Genomic DNA, 18,029 nt, shown 5'->3' with positions numbered 1-18,029 from the left:
TAATTCTTTTAGCACTAAACAGAGCAGGCTTCTTATGAATAATGCTGATACCGCTCCTTTCTCTCCAATTGCCGCTATCTCGATTTACTTCTTATATTCTAACTCAACCAACACATCACCTGCAGAAGCAGAATCTCCTATACTTACATTGATTGAAGTTACGCATCCATCCACTGTACTATGTAATATATTCTCCATTTTCATCGCCTCTAAAGCTATTACAGGCTGCCCCTTTACGATAACATCTCCTTCTTGTACTAAGATATTTGTTACAATACCAGATATACTAGCAACAATATTTCCTGAATCTTCATCACTCTTAGGCTCTTTCATGTACTTCAACATCTCAGCAGCATATGGAGTATATATCCTAGCATCTACGGTAAAATCCATAAAAGTTAGTTGAACACTTGAAGAATTATGATGAGAAATGACCTGCAAACTATAATCCTTTTCATTAATAGTACACTGAAATAAATGACTACCTACCATCCATTTCGCAGAAATATCAAACCTACGATTTTCTATTGAAACCTTATAACCATCCTGAATTTCATGAACCACAACCGGATATAGATGATTACGCATAGAAATTACCCACCGAGTTCCAATCCAAGTAATATCTCCATGCTTTCTTCTATATGAAGTAGCAAGATTTCTTTTATGATATGTAAGAAATATGTAACTCGCAGCACTTAACAACACAGCATTTCTTTCATCTTCTATAGAAAAAGTATCCTCCTGTACAAACAGTTCATCGTCTATAAAATTTGTAGATATTTCACCAGCAATAAATTTTGGATGAGAGAAAACTTTTTGTAAAAAAGAACTGATGTTATGAGATACTCCAGTTATTACGTACTCACTTAGTGCATTTCTCATCTTTTCTATTGCACCTCCACGATCATCGCTCCATACACACACTTTACTAATCATTGGATCATAAAAAGGAGTAATATTGCTACCTTCTCTTACTCCTTCATCAATCCTAAGCCAGTCCTTCTTTTCAGGTTTTACGTAAGTAAGTATCTTACCTGTAGATGGAATAAAACCGGAAAGAGTATCTTCAGCATATATTCTACTCTCTAACGCCCATCCATTACATTTAACATCACTCTGCTTCATCTTCAACTTTTCTCCTCTTGCTATCGTTATCATTAACTCTACTAAATCAACTCCAGTAATAAGCTCCGTAACTGGATGCTCTACTTGTAACCTTGTATTCATCTCCATGAAGTAGAAATTTTTCTTTTCATCTACGATAAACTCCACTGTACCTACTGAATAATATCCAACCTTCTTAGCAAGTGCTACAGATTGCTCATACATCCTCTTTCTAATTTTTTCATCTACAAAAATACTAGGTGCTTCCTCAATAATCTTCTGATGTCTTCTTTGTATTGAGCATTCTCTTTCGTATAAGCATATATAATTTCCGTGCATGTCTCCTACAACTTGGATTTCTATATGTCTCGGATTTTTAATATACTTTTCTATAAATACCCTTTCATCTGCAAAATTATTCCTTGCTTCATTTTTAGTGGAACCAAAAGCCATTTCCATACTTTCGGGAGTATTCACTACCCTCATACCTTTTCCACCTCCTCCTGCGGCAGCTTTCAACATTACAGGATAACCTATTTTCTTAGCTATCTTTAAGGCATTTTCTAAATTCTTTACCTGTCCCTGTCCTCCAGGTACTATATTAACACCAGCTTCTGCAGCTATTTTTTTTGCTAACACTTTATCCCCCATTTTCCTTATCGCATCGGAAGAAGGACCTATAAACGTTATGCCGTTTCTCCTCATTAATTCTGAAAATCCATAATTTTCTGATAAAAAACCATATCCTGGATGCACAGCATCAGCACCGGTACTTTTCACTGCATACAGTATTTTTTTTGCATTCAGATAGCTTAATTGAGCTGGAGATGGACCTATATATACAGCTTGATCGGCCATCGAGACATGCATCCCATCAGAATCACTTTCACTATAAATCGCAACCGTTTTAATACCCATACGCTTGGCCGTACGTATTATACGACACGCTATCTCCCCCCTATTTGCTATAAGTAATTTATTAATCATGACGTTCAGTTAAGTCTATAGCTTTTAGAATTGCTTTACGCATTGTATCGCGTTCTACATACGTGCATCGCATTACTTCACGTGAGATACTATTTATAAAAGTATTTTGCAATACAGTGATTTCATCTTCCGAAATTAGATCACATTTACTTAATACTATTAACTCCTTCTTCTCTGCAAGCATCATAGAATATTTTGTAAGCTCATTGCGTACCGTATGGTATGAAGCAACTGGATTCTGAGTTGTAACATCTACTACATGAACCAGCACATTACATCTCTCAATATGTTTCAAAAATCTATCTCCCAGGCCTAAACCTTCACTAGCACCTTCTATCAATCCTGGTATATCCGCAAGCACAACCTCTTTGTTGATATCTACTCTAAAAACTCCTAATTGCGGCGAAAGAGTAGTAAATGGATAGTCAGATACTTTAGGCTTAGCATCAGTAACTATTGATAGGAATGTAGATTTTCCAGCATTAGGAAGACCAATAATACCTATATCTGAAAGAAGCTTCAAACTAAGCCATATAGAAAATTCATCACCCTTTTTACCTTTTATAGCTCTTGTAGGTGCACGTGATACAGAACTCTTGAAACATGCATTTCCAGCTCCACCTAAACCACCCTTAGCTATCACTACTTTTTCCCTATTCTTTTCCAGATCATGCATTAGATACGAGTATGTATTATCGAAGACTTGAGTACCAGCTGGAATCGTTATTATTAAATCATCACCACTAAAGCCAGTCCTATTACTACCACTACCATTAGCACCATTAGCAGCTATAAAATGTTGCCTATAGCGAAAGTTAGCTAATGTAGTTATATTATCATCTACACACAAAATTATATCACCACCTTTTCCACCATTACCACCATCAGGACCACCAAATTCAATAAACTTAGCTCTGTGAAAACTTACCGCTCCATTACCACCATCACCTGCTTTTAGATGTATCTTAACTTCATCTATGAAGAACATATTTGACTTTAAATTAGAATTACTGTTATAGCCTACTACTATCCATAAGCATGGTCAAATTTATAAAATTCCAAAAATACTACACTGTTATAGCGATATATGAATATTAGGAAGAATATCGAAAATCTGAGAGATGGATATCGTACTTTTAGAAATACTTATTTACTAGAGCATAAAGAGTTATTCGACAAATTATATAGGCAAAATCAGAGTCCTAACGTATTAGTAGTGTCGTGCTCGGATTCTCGTGTAGAACCATCTATTATAATGCAATGTGCTCCAGGTGAGATATTTGTAATACGAAATGTAGCTAATATAGTACCACCCCATGAGGAAGACGGAAAATATCATGGAACAAGTGCAGCATTAGAATTTGGAATTACCGCTCTAAATATTGAGCACATATTGATACTTGGACATAGGAAATGTGGAGGTATCGAAAAGCTTATGAGTACTGATTTTTGTAATAACAAGAATAGCTTTTTAGAAAAATGGATAAGTATTTTTGAAGAGGTAAAAGAACAAGTAGAAGATAAATGCATATCTCTATCGATGGAGGATAAAATTTTATTATGTGAGGAACGTGGCATCGTAAAATCTATACAAAATCTCCACACTTTTCCTTGGATAAAGAAGAAGGTGATGGAGAAAAGATTATTTATACATGGTTGGATTTTCGACATTGCAACTGGCTCAATGCTTGAATACAAACCTGATATTGATCGTTTTATAGAATTGTAGAGTAATACAATTTATAGCAAAAAATAGCATATCAAAATCGTAGTTGAAGAATTGAAATCTTATGGTTAGTATCTGAACTGCCGTGACGCGATCGTGGTGGAATTGGTAGACACGCAACGTTGAGGTCGTTGTTTCCGCAAGGAATTGAAAGTTCGAGTCTTTTCGATCGCACCACTTACCCCGTGCAAGTATTTTTCTTACATCAATATGAACAATATTCCTAAACATGTGGGAATTATAATGGATGGCAATGGGAGATGGAGTACTAAGAATTGCGTAAATTTAGAGAATTCATATTCGAGGGGAGCTAAAGTAGCAATTGATATAATAGAAGAATGTTCAAGAATTGGAATTAAATACGTTACACTCTTTGCATTCTCCATAAATAACTGGAAGCGTAGCAAAAGTATTGTAGATTTGATAATGAGTATTGGAGAACAATTCGTTGATGAGCTAGTAGATATATGTTCAAAACTGAAGATAAAAACTACCTTCATAGGAGAAATAAGCGATTTAAGTGATTCTATAAAAAAAAAGATAACTCTAGCAGAAAATGCAGAAACAGTAGGAAATATGCAACTTTATATTGCACTAAATTATGATGGAAAACATGAAATTTATAGTGGAGTGAAGAGACTGCTAGCAGAACATAGGAATAATGATAATTTTCTGATGGAAGATTTAAGTAGATACATTAACCCTCATAACATTCCAGAGATGGATCTAATGATTCGTACTGGTGGGGACAAAAGGTTGAGCGGTTTCATGACATGGCTATCTACATTCTCTGAGCTATACTTCACCGATACGTTATGGCCAGATTTCGATAGCAAAGAACTCGAAAACGCTATACTATACTATGGAACAAGAAAAAGAAATTTTGGAAATAGCAGAATTTAACATCGTATTACATATGCATTAGCCATCTGTAATCGGAATTGAAAAATTGCCTTATGTCGCAAATCTGATATTTCAGCATAGCAAGCCTTTCTATACCACCACCTAATGCAAAACCGGTCGCCCTTCGATCAATTTCACAGGCAGAAAACACATTTTTATGTATTAATCCACATCCTAAAAGTTCTATCCATTTATCACCTTCTTTATGATATCGTATAGATCCACTATCTTGCTCTACAAAACATCTGAGATCTACTTCAAAAGATGGCTCCGTAAATGGGAAATAGGACGAACGGAATCTCAACGGAAGATCATGAGTTTGAAAAAAGATTGATAAAAATACTTTTACAAATTGTATCATTTTTACAACACTTACCGCTTCATACTGTACATTAAAACACTCATACTGATGAAACATTGGGGTATGAGTAGCATCATAATCAGAACGATATACCTTACCAATTGAAGCTTTTTTACAGGGTAAAGATTTTTTATCACTTAAGTACCTAATTTGAGTAGTAGTTGTATGGGTGCGTAACAGAAGTTCATTAGTAGAGTGTGATACATAGAAGGTATCATGCATATTTCGAGCTGGATGACCTTCCGGCATATTAAGTGCAGTAAAATTATACCAATCATTTTCTATTTCCGTTCCTTCTAGCATTCCATATCCTAAAACTTTAAATATCTCTGTTACATCTCGTATCGTAGAAGATACTATATGTTCATTACCTATATGATTGCTACTCAATCTACCAGGAAGCGTAATATCCACTTTCTCTTTCTTCATTCTCATGTTCATTTCCGAAGCTCTTAAATGATTTTTCTGCTCCGAAATAGCTTCATTCACCTCTTTAATAGCAGTATTAACTGCTTGACCAAATTGCTTTCTATCTTGATTAGGAACTTTCGTAATCAGAGATGCAATGCTAGAAATAGCACCACTTCTACCAAGATATCTCACTCTTATATCTTCTACATTTTCTGTAGTCGTAACATTCTTTATCTCCTCTCTAAAACTTGACAGTGTTTTCGATAATAGTTCAAGAAACTCTTGCATAATTATATAAAGACTTAATATTTATTTTTGGTAAGCTTTTCTTAGAGCATCCTCTACTTCCTTTGACACGAAAGGGTCTAATTTTCCATTAAATTTCGCAATTTCCTTTACAGTAGAAGACGAAACGAAATTCGAATCGCTAGTAGAAGGTAAGAATACTGTTATTATATCCTTATTTAAAACGCTATTTATGTGTGCCATTCTAAATTCGTACTCTAGATCAATTGAAGATCTGACTCCTCGCACAATTGCTACAACATTATGTTCATGAGCAAAATTCACCAATATCTTCGGTGGCAATGCTAAAACTTCAACATTCATCTTATAACATGGTGCAATTGCACTCTCTACCATAGCTATCCTTTTTTCCATTGAAAAAAGTAACCTTTTCTCTGTATCTGATGCTACAGCAACTATTATTTTATCAAAAAGCTTAATTGCACGTAACAAAACACCTAGATGTCCATTTGTAAACGGATCAAATGTACCTGGATATACCGCAACTCTTACCATAATTAAGTTATTTAAGAATTATGAGTGAATTCTATAAAATGATACGACTAAAGTCATCACACATCCGAACTAATTTCACCACTTTCCAACAAGTATATTCGAAGCACATATTGCTGACATGAAAGCTGTTTCAGCCCTCATTACACTATTTCCTATTTTCCATACCCCAATATGAGAGAATTGCTTTGTCAAAAGCAAAAAAGAATTAAGTTCACTTTCCGACCAACCGCCTTCAGCCCCAACAACAAATACGACATCTTTTATATGATTTTCCGTAATATACGTATCTAAATTTTGGAATTTCTGAAATTGCTTAACATATAGACAATCTAATGATTGAGTATGCAACAGTACTACTAATACATTAGGAGAAATCGCATCAGTTATAGCATCGATAAAAGTATTTGATACCTTTATAATTGGTATTTTGATATTATCGGACTGCTCTACTGCTCCTTTGATGTAAGTAGGTATCTTATGTTCAGATATTCTTCTAAGCACCGTTCGCTCTGATAACATGATCGTAGCTTTCTCTACCTCGCACTCTACAATTTTAGAAATAAAAAATTGAAGATTATGTGATTTTGTAGGACAAAATATTATATGAATATTATTAGATACGGTATTAATCTCACGATGTTCAAGTTGTTCTACTATACGAATAATAACTTTTTTTCTTACTTCTTCTATATTAGCAAGCCACCTACTTCCATCCTCATTCAGCACCAATATCTTATCACCAACTTCTTGTCTTAAAACGTTTTTAATATGATTAGAGTCTAAATCAGATAATTTTATACTCTCATTTAGCATGAAATTTTGCTTTAGCAAAAATAATTTCCTATACTTACTCACTTTCCGAGAATACTTGACTATTTTCAGCGAGTGCTATACTTAAACTATACTTATGACATGTCAATAGAATGCATATGAATATAAATGATCTTATTAAGACTCTCCGTGGTATGACTCAAGCGCCAATCTCGGAATGTCAAAAGGCACTAAAAGAATGCAATGGTGATCTTAATAAAGCGGCAGAATTTTTAAAGAAAAGTGGTGCCGCAATATTGTCGAAAAATGCTGATAGAGCAACTAAAGAAGGAATAATATGCCTTAGTATGACATCTGATCGAAAGAAAGCAGTACTAGTGAGAATACAGTGCGAAACTGATTTCGTTGCGAGAAGTGAAGCATTTTTAAAGGGCTCATCTCAAATTGCTAGTATAATATTGACTAAGGAACCTAGTGATAGTATCGATGAAATCTTAGAATATACCAATAACGGTGTTAGTGTAAGAAATATTCTTGAAGAGTTAGCTGCTTCTTTGAGGGAGAATATTGTAGTAGGTAAGGTAACATCGATCAGTACAAACTCTGGAAGATTGCACAAATATATTCATGGTGCTATGGGAACGGATTGCGGTACGATATGCTCTGTTGTAGCAATCGATTCAGATATAGAGAGTGATGCAATTGAACTGCTAGGAAAAAATATAGCAATGCACATAGCGGCAACTTCTCCTATATCTGTAGATATCGAATCTATACCCGCTGATTTTATAGCAAAAGAAGAAGCCACTGCCATAGAAGAAGCTAAAAAAGCCGGTAAACCAGAAAGTATTATACAAAAAATTGTTACCGGAAGAATGCAAAAAATATATGAAGAGTCAGTATTACTAGAACAGAAATTTATCGTAGATAACTCTAAAAAGATTTCTGAAATTTTATCAGAAATAGAAGGAAAAGTGAAAGTAACAAAATTCGTACGCATGCAATTAAAAGAATAGTGTTACATATCACATATTAATAGGTATTTTGTGTTATTTGTCCGATCATCACTCAGGTTTTCGTGTATTTAGATTAAAAACTGTAGACAGCACACAGTTATACGCTAGGAAGCTTATTTCTCTTATGGGAGTAACAGATGAATTTGCAGTGAGTGCAAATATACAAACTAACGGTATTGGTTCCATGAATCGCTCTTGGGTAGGAGGGATTGGCAATTTATTCATGACCGTTGCGTTTCATTTAGACGTTGACGTGGACGACTCTATACCACAATTCTCCTACATTGGTGCTACTGCTATAGGAGAAGCATTAGTACAAGAATGCAACTTACAACATACGAGGTTATCTTATAAATGGGTAAATGACGTTCTACTAAATCATAAAAAATGCTCTGGTGTATTATGTGAAATACATCAAAATAAATTTCTTCTTATTGGAATTGGTGTCAATATAAAAAATTTTCCGAAACTTGATGAGCTACGTAATAAAGAATATGCACCGTATGAAGCTACATCTATTGAAAATGAAGGCTTACAAGTAAGTAAAAGAGTGTTAGAGAAAGAAATATTATGTAAATTAAGACAAAAATATGAACAGTGGAGAAGATTCGGATTTGAATCAATAAGAAAATTATGGATGCAAAGAGCTGAGTATTTAGGAGAACATATTTTATGGTCAAATGGTCTTGGTATCACAAAAATTGGAAAATTTCTTGGTATAAATATGGATGGGGAAATGCTTTTACTAATCGAAGATACTCAAGAAAAAAAACACGTTACACTAAAATTACGCACAGGTAGCATACGAACACTATTATAAATACATTCTCTTCTCATTCAGTTATTGTTTTCCTAAACACCATACAATTCAAAAGTTCTTGCACGAATGTTTTGATTGACGTATGTAACTACTATAATTCTCTTTATCGATGACTTTTAGAATGCGGGATGTCGTACTGTTATTGTGTGGAGGTTTTAGCTCTAATCATCGTACTTCCATAATTGCTACACAAAATGTAGCAAATCTTATGCAAAAAGGAGGTATCGATTTTGCAATAATATCTCTAACACGTTCTAAAAAATTCTATCTTTTGAATCACTCGGAATTGGATATCTTTAAAGAATTTAATGATATTAATATGATGAATTGCCAAGAAGTACAGTTGTTTATTTCTGATGGTCTAAAATTTGTAGTAGGTTCACGCTTTCTCAAATATGATGTAGTTTTTTCCTTAATATCCCAACATGATGAAGGAGCAATAATGTTACAAAGTATAGTTGAATGTACAAATACTAGATATATTGGAAGCAATCTGGGCAATACTCTAGGACTCTATAATAGAGACATAATGTACAGGATATTGAGTACATTTGGCATACAAAGTAAAAAATACATCATACTTGATCAGAATACGGAATACGAAGAAGTTGATGCTATATTTGGCTCTGGTCTTGTTGTCGCAAGATCTATCAAATGTGAGGTATCTCATTTATTTTACGCATTTGATAATTATAATGATTTTAAAAGATTGAAATCACTCATTATTGAAAAAAGTCCTAAACTATGTTTAGAGAAGAAATACAATAATTGGAAAGAGCTCGATGTAGTACTTCACATAATAGGAACAGAAGTTACTATCATAAATATGAGCTATGTAGAGTCAGAAATAAGAGCTATAGGCAATATTATATATCCTCATAGCGATATACCATACAAAGTTCTTTCATATCAACCAAAACTTTCTATGAATCTTTTAGAACAATTGAAAAATAATATACAAATTATATGTCGTACATATAAATTCTACGATACTGCTCAAATTCGCTTTTTTGTAGACGAAGAAGAAAATTTATATATTTCCGATGTATATGCTATGCCATATTTTACCGGCGAATGGTGCTTTTGGAGATACGATAAAACACTAATCTTTGTAGAAGATCTGATAAAAAATGCATCATGTAAAAAAAGTTTCATCAATGATAACTCAGCTTTTCAGCATTTACCGATGTGTTAGTAGCATTATCAATATAAGAAATGTAATAGCCAAAATGCTTTAGCTTTTTTCCTAATCGTAATGAGTAGCTTAATTACAGCATTTTGCTGGTAGGATTATATACTAACCCACGAATTACACGATTATAGGAGAAGATGTCAACTATTTTAAAGATATAGGTTGCACGTATGCAGTATTGTCACTATCCTCCTGAATAATTCAATAGTATCCGTGCATATTTGTGATTTTCAACTTTGATAATCCGTGGGCTGACAATAAAAATGCCAGTAATAAGCAAAATTTCAGGTCGCCACAAAGTAATAAAAGCTTTTTAGATGAGATATACGATTTCTTCGGAAAAAATACTCCTAATTTTACTGAAATGCGTAGTTTTTGGGTTGGAATTGCACTCTTGCTGATTCTACTCCTTGTAGGAAGTGGTCTGTACCTCATAGAACCTAACGAAATAGGGGTAATAGTAAGATTTGGGAAATATGATAGAATAAGCGGTCCAGGTCTGCACTGGAAAATGCCTACTCCTATAGAACAATTAGATGTTGTGAATACCACAAGGATAAGGAGGGAACATATAGGATTTCAAGATGTTACTCTAGAGGAAGACAGAAATCCGATGTTTGGAATTATAAGAGGTAGAAAGCAAAATACGACAATTGACGTAGATGTGAATAACGAAAGCCTACCTAGCGAAAGTTATCACTTAACTGGAGATGAAAATGTAGTTGATTTACGATTTTTCGTACAATGGAAGATATCAGATCCTGTGAATTATATCTTTAAAATAAAGAATACAACAGAAAAAGAAAATGAAACTGTGAAGTTAGCAGCCCAGAGCGCAATGAGACAAGTGATAGGAGTCGTAAGTCTTTACGATGCACTTTCTGAACAGAGAAGTTATATAGAGCAACAAACATATAATATGTTACAGAAGATTTTAGATTCCTATGAAAGTGGTATCGAGGTAGTAAGCTTAGGTATTTTATATAGTTACGTAGCTCCAGAAGTACGAGATGCATATAGAGACGTGCAAGCTGCGAAAGCAGATCAGCAAAAATTGATCAATCAAGCTGAAGCATATAGAAACGATGCTCTTCATAGAGCACAGGGAAATGCGGATGAGATAGAACAGCGCTCATTAGGATATAAAGAATCAACTGTAAAGGCAGCTTTAGGAGAAAAAATAAGATTTGAGTTAATGCAAAAACAGTATGCATTATCAAAAAATGTTATAAAAACTAAAATGTACATGGATGCTATGCAGTTTATTCTTAGCGGCAATAATAAAGTTATCACTGGAAAAGACGTAAAAGTTTTTTTGAATACATCAAAAGAAAGCGATAATATCGATAATAAGGCTATAGTTAAAGGAGATTCTTTAGATTGATAGATGATAAAAAGTTATAAATTTTTTGCACGTATAATAAGATGATTGCAGTGTATCTAGGTATTACATAAATTTTTATACTCGTTTTATCATGAAAATTTTATTTCATCCTTGTGAAGACTTACATCTGCATCTGCAAAATGGTGAAATATGTTGCCTCCCAACTGATACAACATGGGGTTTATCATGCAACTCAACTAATATGAATACGATTACTAGATTATTTTATTTGAAAAAACGGAGAGGAGACAAAAGCTTACCTGTTTTCGTACCATCAATAGAAGTTGCAACTCAACATTTCGAAATAAATAGTTTAGCCGAAAAATTAATCTCCCGTTATTGGCCAGGAAAATTAACGCTCCTTTTACCAAGAAAACAAATTAATCCTTTAGTCTATAACTATATTCATACATCTATTTCCAACTCAGATATAAAAGTTGCTGTTAGAATGCCAGGCAACAGTCGCTCTTTAGAAAGTATGAAACAAAGTACTGTTATTGCATGTACAAGTGCTAATTTTTCTGGTTTTGATCCAGCTCCTTCATTACATATCTTAAAAAAACAAATGGAAGCACATCATGCCTCTGTTGATAACGATGATATAAATCTATATTACAATACCCTCGATAAGGAATTAGTTTTGCATAAAATACCATCTACAATACTAGATATTACGGATGACAAAAAAATAAATCTTATAAGAGAGGGAGCTATCAAATATACTGAAATTATGAGCTACATAAAAGAATGTGGATTATTGTAATACCCTACTATAGACTGATTCTATAAAACGTGAATCCATAAAAATTTGCATTAGTTAATATGAGAACATACATCTCTTCTCCACATGGCAAGATAGTGGAATGCATCGCATCTAGGGTTGGTTTTTCAAGTTTGAACGGAACTATGGAAATAATGGAAAATCATGAAAATTTTATAGCTCCTCTTATAAATACAAATCTTATCATCACACGTACTGATATAGATGAAGTAATTGCATTTGAAGTTATTAGTGGCACCATAAAAATATATAATGGAGAGTGCCTAATATTGCTAGAATTGTATAAAATTTCAGAAGGTAGTTATTAGTTTCTTCATCTATACGTGTACGTATAATTGATTTTATATCAAAACACTTCATAATAGTTTCAGTTATCATTAAACAGAACAAAAAAGATAGTGCGGAAAAGGTATCTATTACTTCAACTATGTTTCTTATTCATCAAGATGTTTGCGCATGCAGAAAATGCACCACATCAAGAAATAGAGAAAACTCATAAAACTTCTATAAAAAGCAATAATGAATATAGAAAAACTTTCGAAGGCAAACACTCCTCAGAAAATTCGAAATATAAGAAAAAGCATATGGATATAAAATCTATAAGAGACAAATTCAACTTAAGCGAGAAGCAAATCAATAATTCGGACGAAGGTAAAAATTTTCAAAACAATTCCAATATAAATAACACTGAAAATGATAAAAATATAAAACCCGATCAAATAAAAAACACTGAGGTAATAAAAAATAAATCGCAAAAAACTGATAATGACGCTACTAAAAATTTAGAAAAGGTGAATACCTCAACTAAAGAATCAATAAATAATATTTCTGCACAAGAGCACATCAATAAGAATATAGTCGAAGAAAAACACTTTGAAACGGAAAATACGAAAAACGTTGATTTAAACACCACTGATAAAAAAAGTGGTAATGTTCCTTCTATACAAGAAACTAATTTAGAGCATCCAACAATTCATAACGCATCCAGCACTGAACCTCATTCAAAAGAACAGCAAAATACAGCTGATAATATCGCAACCGATACTCCAAGTACTCAAGCAAATGAAATAAAAAACAAGAATGAGTCAAAAACTACAACTTCAGCACCAATGACAAATACTGAATCTGTAGTAAAATCAGAGCAAAATCATCAATTAAATAAACACGAAAACGATAATACTATAATAGATATATCTAAAAAAACTCATACTAATGAAAAGCATAAAGTTGGATTTAAAAACAAAAATCACTCAAAACCACTTCCGGATTTTGTAGTATCAAGTCAAGAAGTGAAAATGTTAGAAAACATAAGTTCAAGAAAATACTATAGTAATGATGTATCGTCTTCTGATAAACAACGCACCAATCCATTCTATAGTGTAGAGTACTCAACTATGCTATTTCATGCAGTTTTTCAAAATGATTGCTTTGCAATTGCAGCACTTTTACAAAAAGGTGGTAATATAAATGCCCAACTTACTAACGGAGATAGTGTATTACTCTATGCTATAAAGAATAATAGAGTAGAAGTTGCCAAATATTTAGTTTTAAAAGGTGCAGATATAAACCTACAGAATACTCAAAAGGAAACGCCATTACATATAGCTATAAAAGCAGGAAATTTGGAATGCACATCTTTACTACTATATTATAATGCTGATGTCTTTATTAAGGATAAAGACGGCAAAACTCCCCTTTCATACTTAAAAAGTAGTGATACTGGCTTCTGTATACAAGTGTTTAGTATGTATACGAATAAGGAAAAAGCTCTAATTGATGCTTCTAGAATGGGATTATTAAGTGGTACTAGGTATATAATAAAAAGTGGCATAAAACCTACAGTCACAGACGAAAAAGGAAACACCCCTTTAATGTTAGCAGTAAAAAATGGAGATATTAAAATGGTATCATTACTACTAGAATATGGAGGAGAGCAATTAAAAATAGCTAATAAAGTTGGCGAAACCGCTATGTCAATTGCTGAAAATAATAATCGTACCGATATTGTATCTATACTAAAAACATTCCAAATTCAGGAAGAATTTCGCAAAAGTTGATTGCAATATAATATAAAATACCAATTTAAGGTAATCTTGAACAGAACAATGACAGGTTTTTGACTATTAATAAAAAAATAAGAACTGCTAAAGGCGTATGAATAGCAATATTGCAGTAAAGTAATGCTAATCAACTACGCCTAACAATACTACCACTCGTGAGAAAAATTTTTGGTTCTAAATGTATGCAGGAGCATCATTCTTAACAGATTCATCAGAATATGTGTTTTATGGAAATACTGAGATAAAAAACTTTTAACCAGCGGTGTACAAATGCGCGCAACAACTTAGAATTAACCACTGCTACCTGTAAAAGCACGTTATGCTTATACAGTTTATAAGATAGATCTCTATATTATTATTTCCCGCGGTGTACAAATGCACGCAACAACTTAGAATTAACCACTGCTACCTGTAAAAGCACGTTATGCTATACAGGTATAAGATAGATCTCTATATTATTATTTCCCGCGTGTACAAAATGCACGCAACAACTTAGAATTCATCCTGCTACCTGTAAAAGCACGTTATGCTATACAGGTAAGATAGATCTATATTATTATTTCCCGCGGTGTACAAATGCACGCAACAACTTAGAATTAACCACTGCTACCTGTAAAAGCACGTTATGCTTACAGTATAGATAGATCTATATTATTATCACTCGATGCATTTCTAGCGATATTATCTAAATTTTCAGGAGGCCAACCACTTATACTCATACCAAGATCTAAACCAAGATGACGTAATACGTTTTTGATCTCAGAAAGAGACTTTTTACCAAAATTAGTCATCTTCAACAAATCAGCTTCTTTCTTTATTACAAGATCTCCGATATATCTAATATTAGCATGAGAGAGGCAGTTATGAGATCTCACAGATAACTGTAGATTACTTACAAGAGTAAAGAGTTTCTTATCAAATGTTTGAGTAGCAATTGCCTTAGAAGAACTTTCTTCACTCTTAGATTCTTCAAAATTGATAATTGGAGCAAAGCTATGTTGCAGTATACGTGCTGCAACTCCAAGAGCTATATCTCCCGAGATACTGCAATCCGTTTCCAAAGTAATCTGCAACGTATCATCTAAAATTGTTTCCTCTACCTCGAAGAAACAGTTACGCACTGGAGAGAAGGAAGAGTCACAATATATCGGAGTATCTTGAAAAAGCCCAGGATACATTGCTCTATTTTCATCAGAAGTAGAGTATCCATACCCACCTCTTATCACGAAATCTACTTCTAACATACCATTAAAAGTCGAAGCAAGCGTACATAAGTGAGCATCAGGTTCGACTATGGTAACATCATTTGGTGTAACTACACTACGAGCTGTTACATCTCCACCTCTAGATACCTTGAGACTACATCTATGCGTCTCCCCATCTTTTACAATGAAGCTCAGTTGTCTTAAGTTATATATAAAATCCACTGTATCCTCTCGCATTCCATGTATTTGCGAAAATTCATGCTCCAACCCTTCTATTCTGAGGCAAATCATAGCACTTCCCCATATAGAGGACATCAAAACACGTCTTAACGCATTCCCGATAGTTATGCCAAATCCTTTTCTTAATGGAGAAATCTTAAACACAGAAGTTCCTTGATGCATATACGTGCAAGTACACACTGCATCAGGGAAGCTTTTCCAATTACGCGTAAGCAACTTGCCTATTTCTTGCATGACTAATCGAATTAAAAATTAACAGAGAACAAACATCTTGACATTTTATTTACTAAATACGCCTTCTTTTAGGTGGTTGCGTGCCATTGTGTGGAACAGGAGTTCTATCTTCTATTGCCGTTACAATTACCTTTTCAGCTACAGCTCTTACTGCTGATTCACGTCCAGCTCCAGGCCCAGAAATTTTCACTATAACAGCTCTCAGACCGTACTGATCGTATGCCTTTCCTATTGCATTCCGAGCAGCTATTTGTGCAGCATATGGAGTTGACTTCTTAGAACCTTTGAAATTGTTAGCTCCAGATGAAGACCACGTTATCACACAGCCATTCAGATCAGTAACACAAACATAGGTATTATTGAAGGATGCTACTACATGAACAATGCCAGAATAAACAACTTTTTTTGCCATATGAAACGAATTTGATTAATAATAACTATAATTAATACTCTACTTAGTAGCCATTTTCTTCCCTGCAATAGGCACTCTCTTACCTTTTTTAGTTCTTGCGTTAGTACGAGTACGTTGCCCTCTCAAAGGTAATTTTCTAAGATGTCGTAAACCTCTGTAGCAGTTTATTTCTATCAATCTCTTAATAGAAGTACTAACACGAGCTTTCAACATCCCTTCCACTTCATATTCGGAAACGTATTTCCCAATCTTAGCTAACTGATCTTCAGTCATACTATTAACTCTCATTTCCCCATCTATTCCAGCTACTTTACATATTTCACGAGCCCTATACAGACCTATACCATATATGTAGGTCAGAGCAATAAAAAGCTTTTTACCGGATGGAATATCAACACCTACTATGCGAGACACATCAAACTAAGATAATACAACAAACTGTACATACTGTTATATTGAGATTTGTGATTTAATCAAGTATTTTTTAAGTCGTAAAGCTAAGTGTGTTACCTAGTCTATGCTCTCTGTTATAAACAAATTTTTACATAATGGTATAATAATAACTGCAGGTGGAACTGGAGGACATGTATTTCCTGCAATCGAAATAGTGAAACACGCACTGCAATATTGTGATGTAGTTCTAATGACCGATAATAGGGGATATGGGCATATTGGAGATGATACGCTAGAACTACTAAAAAAGCTTGCAAAGCAACATAAGAAAAAATTTGTACTTAATATAGCGAATCTTAATCATTCTGCAAAATTGAGATTTTTTTTTGATTTAATAAAGCATTTTTGGACCGGAATATGCATCTCTATAAAATATGACTATCGCGTATGCATAGGAATGGGAGGATACACTACAGCAATGCCGATTATGGCATTCGTGTTATATAATCTGTTTCGTTTTAGAGATTCCAATGTCCTGCTATGCGAGCAAAATGCCGTACTTGGAAAAGTAAATCGAATATTTGCAAATTATTTATCGAACGTCACATTACTTACAACTTATGAAGACATCGTCTTACCTCGCGCAAATATCCCTTTAATACATCTAGGATTTATAGTGCGTGAAGAGTTTAAAAAATGTAAAAAAATAGAACATTCAAAGCTTCAAAATTACTTACAACTATTTATAGTAGGAGGTAGCCAAGGAGCTGCCACCTTAACTACGATATTAACTGAAATTATATCGAAAATAGATGTCGACACTAACATTCACGTATACCAGCAAATATCGAAGTCTAACGATATAGAAACTATTAAATCTTTGTATGCAAAAAATAAAATAATTCAGTTCTGCGATATTAGGTACTTCTTCAATAATTGCCATACTATAATGGCTCAATCCGATATCGTAATATCACGTGCTGGTTCATCTACTATAGGTGAAATTTTAATACTAAATAAAAAAGCCATACTTATACCACTACCAAATTCCACTGATGAACATCAGCTTTTAAATGCAAGATATATAAAAGCCCGGTACAATAATACATATCTAATTGAGCAAAAAGATTTGACTACAGAATCTTTAAAGAAGGCTATAACAATACTTTTGAGTACAAAAAACTAAAAGAAAGCAATCAGCTATGCAAATTTTATTTGTACTAACTCG

Annotated in this window: 18 protein-coding genes and 1 tRNA gene; 11 read left to right on the top strand and 8 right to left on the bottom strand. The window is 33.6% G+C overall.

Annotation, left to right across the window (positions count from 1 at the left end):
• Positions 1-84: 84 nt before the first annotated feature.
• Together Fokcrypt_RS01400 and cgtA are read right to left on the bottom strand one after the other, a co-directional pair.
• Positions 85-2,091: an acetyl-CoA carboxylase biotin carboxylase subunit gene (locus Fokcrypt_RS01400; RefSeq protein WP_323722420.1), complete on the bottom strand. Its 2,007-nt coding sequence runs from the start codon at positions 2,089-2,091 to the stop codon at positions 85-87.
• Positions 2,084-3,079 carry an Obg family GTPase CgtA gene (cgtA, locus tag Fokcrypt_RS01395; protein ID WP_323722419.1) on the bottom strand — a complete coding sequence of 332 codons (996 nt, stop codon included), beginning with the start codon at positions 3,077-3,079 and terminating at the stop codon, positions 2,084-2,086. The genes Fokcrypt_RS01400 and cgtA overlap by 8 nt, the downstream gene beginning before the upstream one ends.
• A 99-nt stretch (positions 3,080-3,178) precedes the next feature.
• On the opposite strand from cgtA, the gene Fokcrypt_RS01390 reads away from it, so the two are divergent.
• The 3 genes from Fokcrypt_RS01390 to uppS all read left to right on the top strand — a co-directional run bounded on the left by Fokcrypt_RS01390 (position 3,179) and on the right by uppS (position 4,720).
• On the top strand, positions 3,179-3,820 hold the full coding sequence (locus Fokcrypt_RS01390) for a carbonic anhydrase (RefSeq protein ID WP_323722418.1): 642 nt from the start codon (positions 3,179-3,181) through the stop codon (positions 3,818-3,820).
• An 87-nt stretch (positions 3,821-3,907) separates the two neighbouring features.
• A tRNA-Leu gene (locus Fokcrypt_RS01385) sits at positions 3,908-3,994 on the top strand.
• A gap of 33 nt (positions 3,995-4,027) precedes the next feature.
• A complete protein-coding gene (gene uppS / locus Fokcrypt_RS01380; RefSeq protein ID WP_323722417.1) occupies positions 4,028-4,720 on the top strand; it encodes a polyprenyl diphosphate synthase in 693 nt (230 codons plus the stop codon).
• A 7-nt stretch (positions 4,721-4,727) separates the two neighbouring features.
• Here uppS and pheS read toward each other — a convergent pair whose 3' ends face one another.
• The 3 genes from pheS to Fokcrypt_RS01365 form a co-directional block, all read right to left on the bottom strand.
• Entirely contained in the window at positions 4,728-5,780 is a 1,053-nt protein-coding gene (pheS, locus tag Fokcrypt_RS01375; protein ID WP_323722416.1) for a phenylalanine--tRNA ligase subunit alpha, read from the bottom strand.
• A 21-nt stretch (positions 5,781-5,801) separates the two neighbouring features.
• Positions 5,802-6,293: a pantetheine-phosphate adenylyltransferase gene (coaD, locus tag Fokcrypt_RS01370; protein WP_323722415.1), complete on the bottom strand. Its 492-nt coding sequence runs from the start codon at positions 6,291-6,293 to the stop codon at positions 5,802-5,804.
• Positions 6,294-6,368: 75 nt separating this feature from the next.
• Entirely contained in the window at positions 6,369-7,148 is a 780-nt protein-coding gene (locus Fokcrypt_RS01365) for an RsmE family RNA methyltransferase (RefSeq protein WP_323722414.1), read from the bottom strand.
• A 74-nt stretch (positions 7,149-7,222) separates the two neighbouring features.
• Here Fokcrypt_RS01365 and tsf point away from each other — a divergent pair, with 74 nt between their 5' ends.
• The 7 genes from tsf to Fokcrypt_RS01330 all read left to right on the top strand — a co-directional run bounded on the left by tsf (position 7,223) and on the right by Fokcrypt_RS01330 (position 14,314).
• A complete protein-coding gene (tsf, locus tag Fokcrypt_RS01360; RefSeq protein WP_323722413.1) occupies positions 7,223-8,080 on the top strand; it encodes a translation elongation factor Ts in 858 nt (285 codons plus the stop codon).
• Between the two features lie 28 nt (positions 8,081-8,108).
• Complete coding sequence (locus Fokcrypt_RS01355) at positions 8,109-8,900, top strand: biotin--[acetyl-CoA-carboxylase] ligase (protein WP_323722412.1); 792 nt, start codon at positions 8,109-8,111, stop codon at positions 8,898-8,900.
• 109 nt (positions 8,901-9,009) lie between these two features.
• Positions 9,010-10,095: a D-alanine--D-alanine ligase gene (locus tag Fokcrypt_RS01350; RefSeq protein WP_323722411.1), complete on the top strand. Its 1,086-nt coding sequence runs from the start codon at positions 9,010-9,012 to the stop codon at positions 10,093-10,095.
• A gap of 220 nt (positions 10,096-10,315) precedes the next feature.
• Positions 10,316-11,476 carry an FtsH protease activity modulator HflK gene (hflK, locus tag Fokcrypt_RS01345; protein WP_323722410.1) on the top strand — a complete coding sequence of 387 codons (1,161 nt, stop codon included), beginning with the start codon at positions 10,316-10,318 and terminating at the stop codon, positions 11,474-11,476.
• A gap of 91 nt (positions 11,477-11,567) precedes the next feature.
• Positions 11,568-12,239 carry an L-threonylcarbamoyladenylate synthase gene (locus Fokcrypt_RS01340; protein ID WP_323722409.1) on the top strand — a complete coding sequence of 224 codons (672 nt, stop codon included), beginning with the start codon at positions 11,568-11,570 and terminating at the stop codon, positions 12,237-12,239.
• Between the two features lie 59 nt (positions 12,240-12,298).
• On the top strand, positions 12,299-12,565 hold the full coding sequence (locus tag Fokcrypt_RS01335) for a hypothetical protein (RefSeq protein WP_323722408.1): 267 nt from the start codon (positions 12,299-12,301) through the stop codon (positions 12,563-12,565).
• A gap of 138 nt (positions 12,566-12,703) precedes the next feature.
• A complete protein-coding gene (locus Fokcrypt_RS01330) occupies positions 12,704-14,314 on the top strand; it encodes an ankyrin repeat domain-containing protein (RefSeq protein ID WP_323722407.1) in 1,611 nt (536 codons plus the stop codon).
• A 632-nt stretch (positions 14,315-14,946) separates the two neighbouring features.
• On the opposite strand, the gene Fokcrypt_RS01325 is transcribed toward Fokcrypt_RS01330, so the two are convergent.
• From Fokcrypt_RS01325 to rpsM, 3 genes are all read right to left on the bottom strand, one after another.
• Entirely contained in the window at positions 14,947-15,924 is a 978-nt protein-coding gene (locus tag Fokcrypt_RS01325; protein WP_323722406.1) for a DNA-directed RNA polymerase subunit alpha, read from the bottom strand.
• 124 nt (positions 15,925-16,048) lie between these two features.
• A complete protein-coding gene (rpsK, locus tag Fokcrypt_RS01320) occupies positions 16,049-16,408 on the bottom strand; it encodes a 30S ribosomal protein S11 (protein WP_323722405.1) in 360 nt (119 codons plus the stop codon).
• A 39-nt stretch (positions 16,409-16,447) separates the two neighbouring features.
• Entirely contained in the window at positions 16,448-16,822 is a 375-nt protein-coding gene (gene rpsM, locus Fokcrypt_RS01315; RefSeq protein WP_323722404.1) for a 30S ribosomal protein S13, read from the bottom strand.
• A 103-nt stretch (positions 16,823-16,925) separates the two neighbouring features.
• Here rpsM and Fokcrypt_RS01310 point away from each other — a divergent pair, with 103 nt between their 5' ends.
• Positions 16,926-17,987 carry a UDP-N-acetylglucosamine--N-acetylmuramyl-(pentapeptide) pyrophosphoryl-undecaprenol N-acetylglucosamine transferase gene (locus tag Fokcrypt_RS01310; RefSeq protein ID WP_323722403.1) on the top strand — a complete coding sequence of 354 codons (1,062 nt, stop codon included), beginning with the start codon at positions 16,926-16,928 and terminating at the stop codon, positions 17,985-17,987.
• The last annotated feature ends 42 nt before the right edge of the window (positions 17,988-18,029 follow it).

The sequence above is a fragment of the Candidatus Fokinia cryptica genome (assembly GCF_034359305.1).
Taxonomy (GTDB): domain Bacteria; phylum Pseudomonadota; class Alphaproteobacteria; order Rickettsiales; family Midichloriaceae; genus Fokinia; species Fokinia crypta.
The sequence above is the reverse complement of the archived record's forward strand: the minus strand, read 5'-3'. Positions and strand labels throughout refer to the sequence as shown.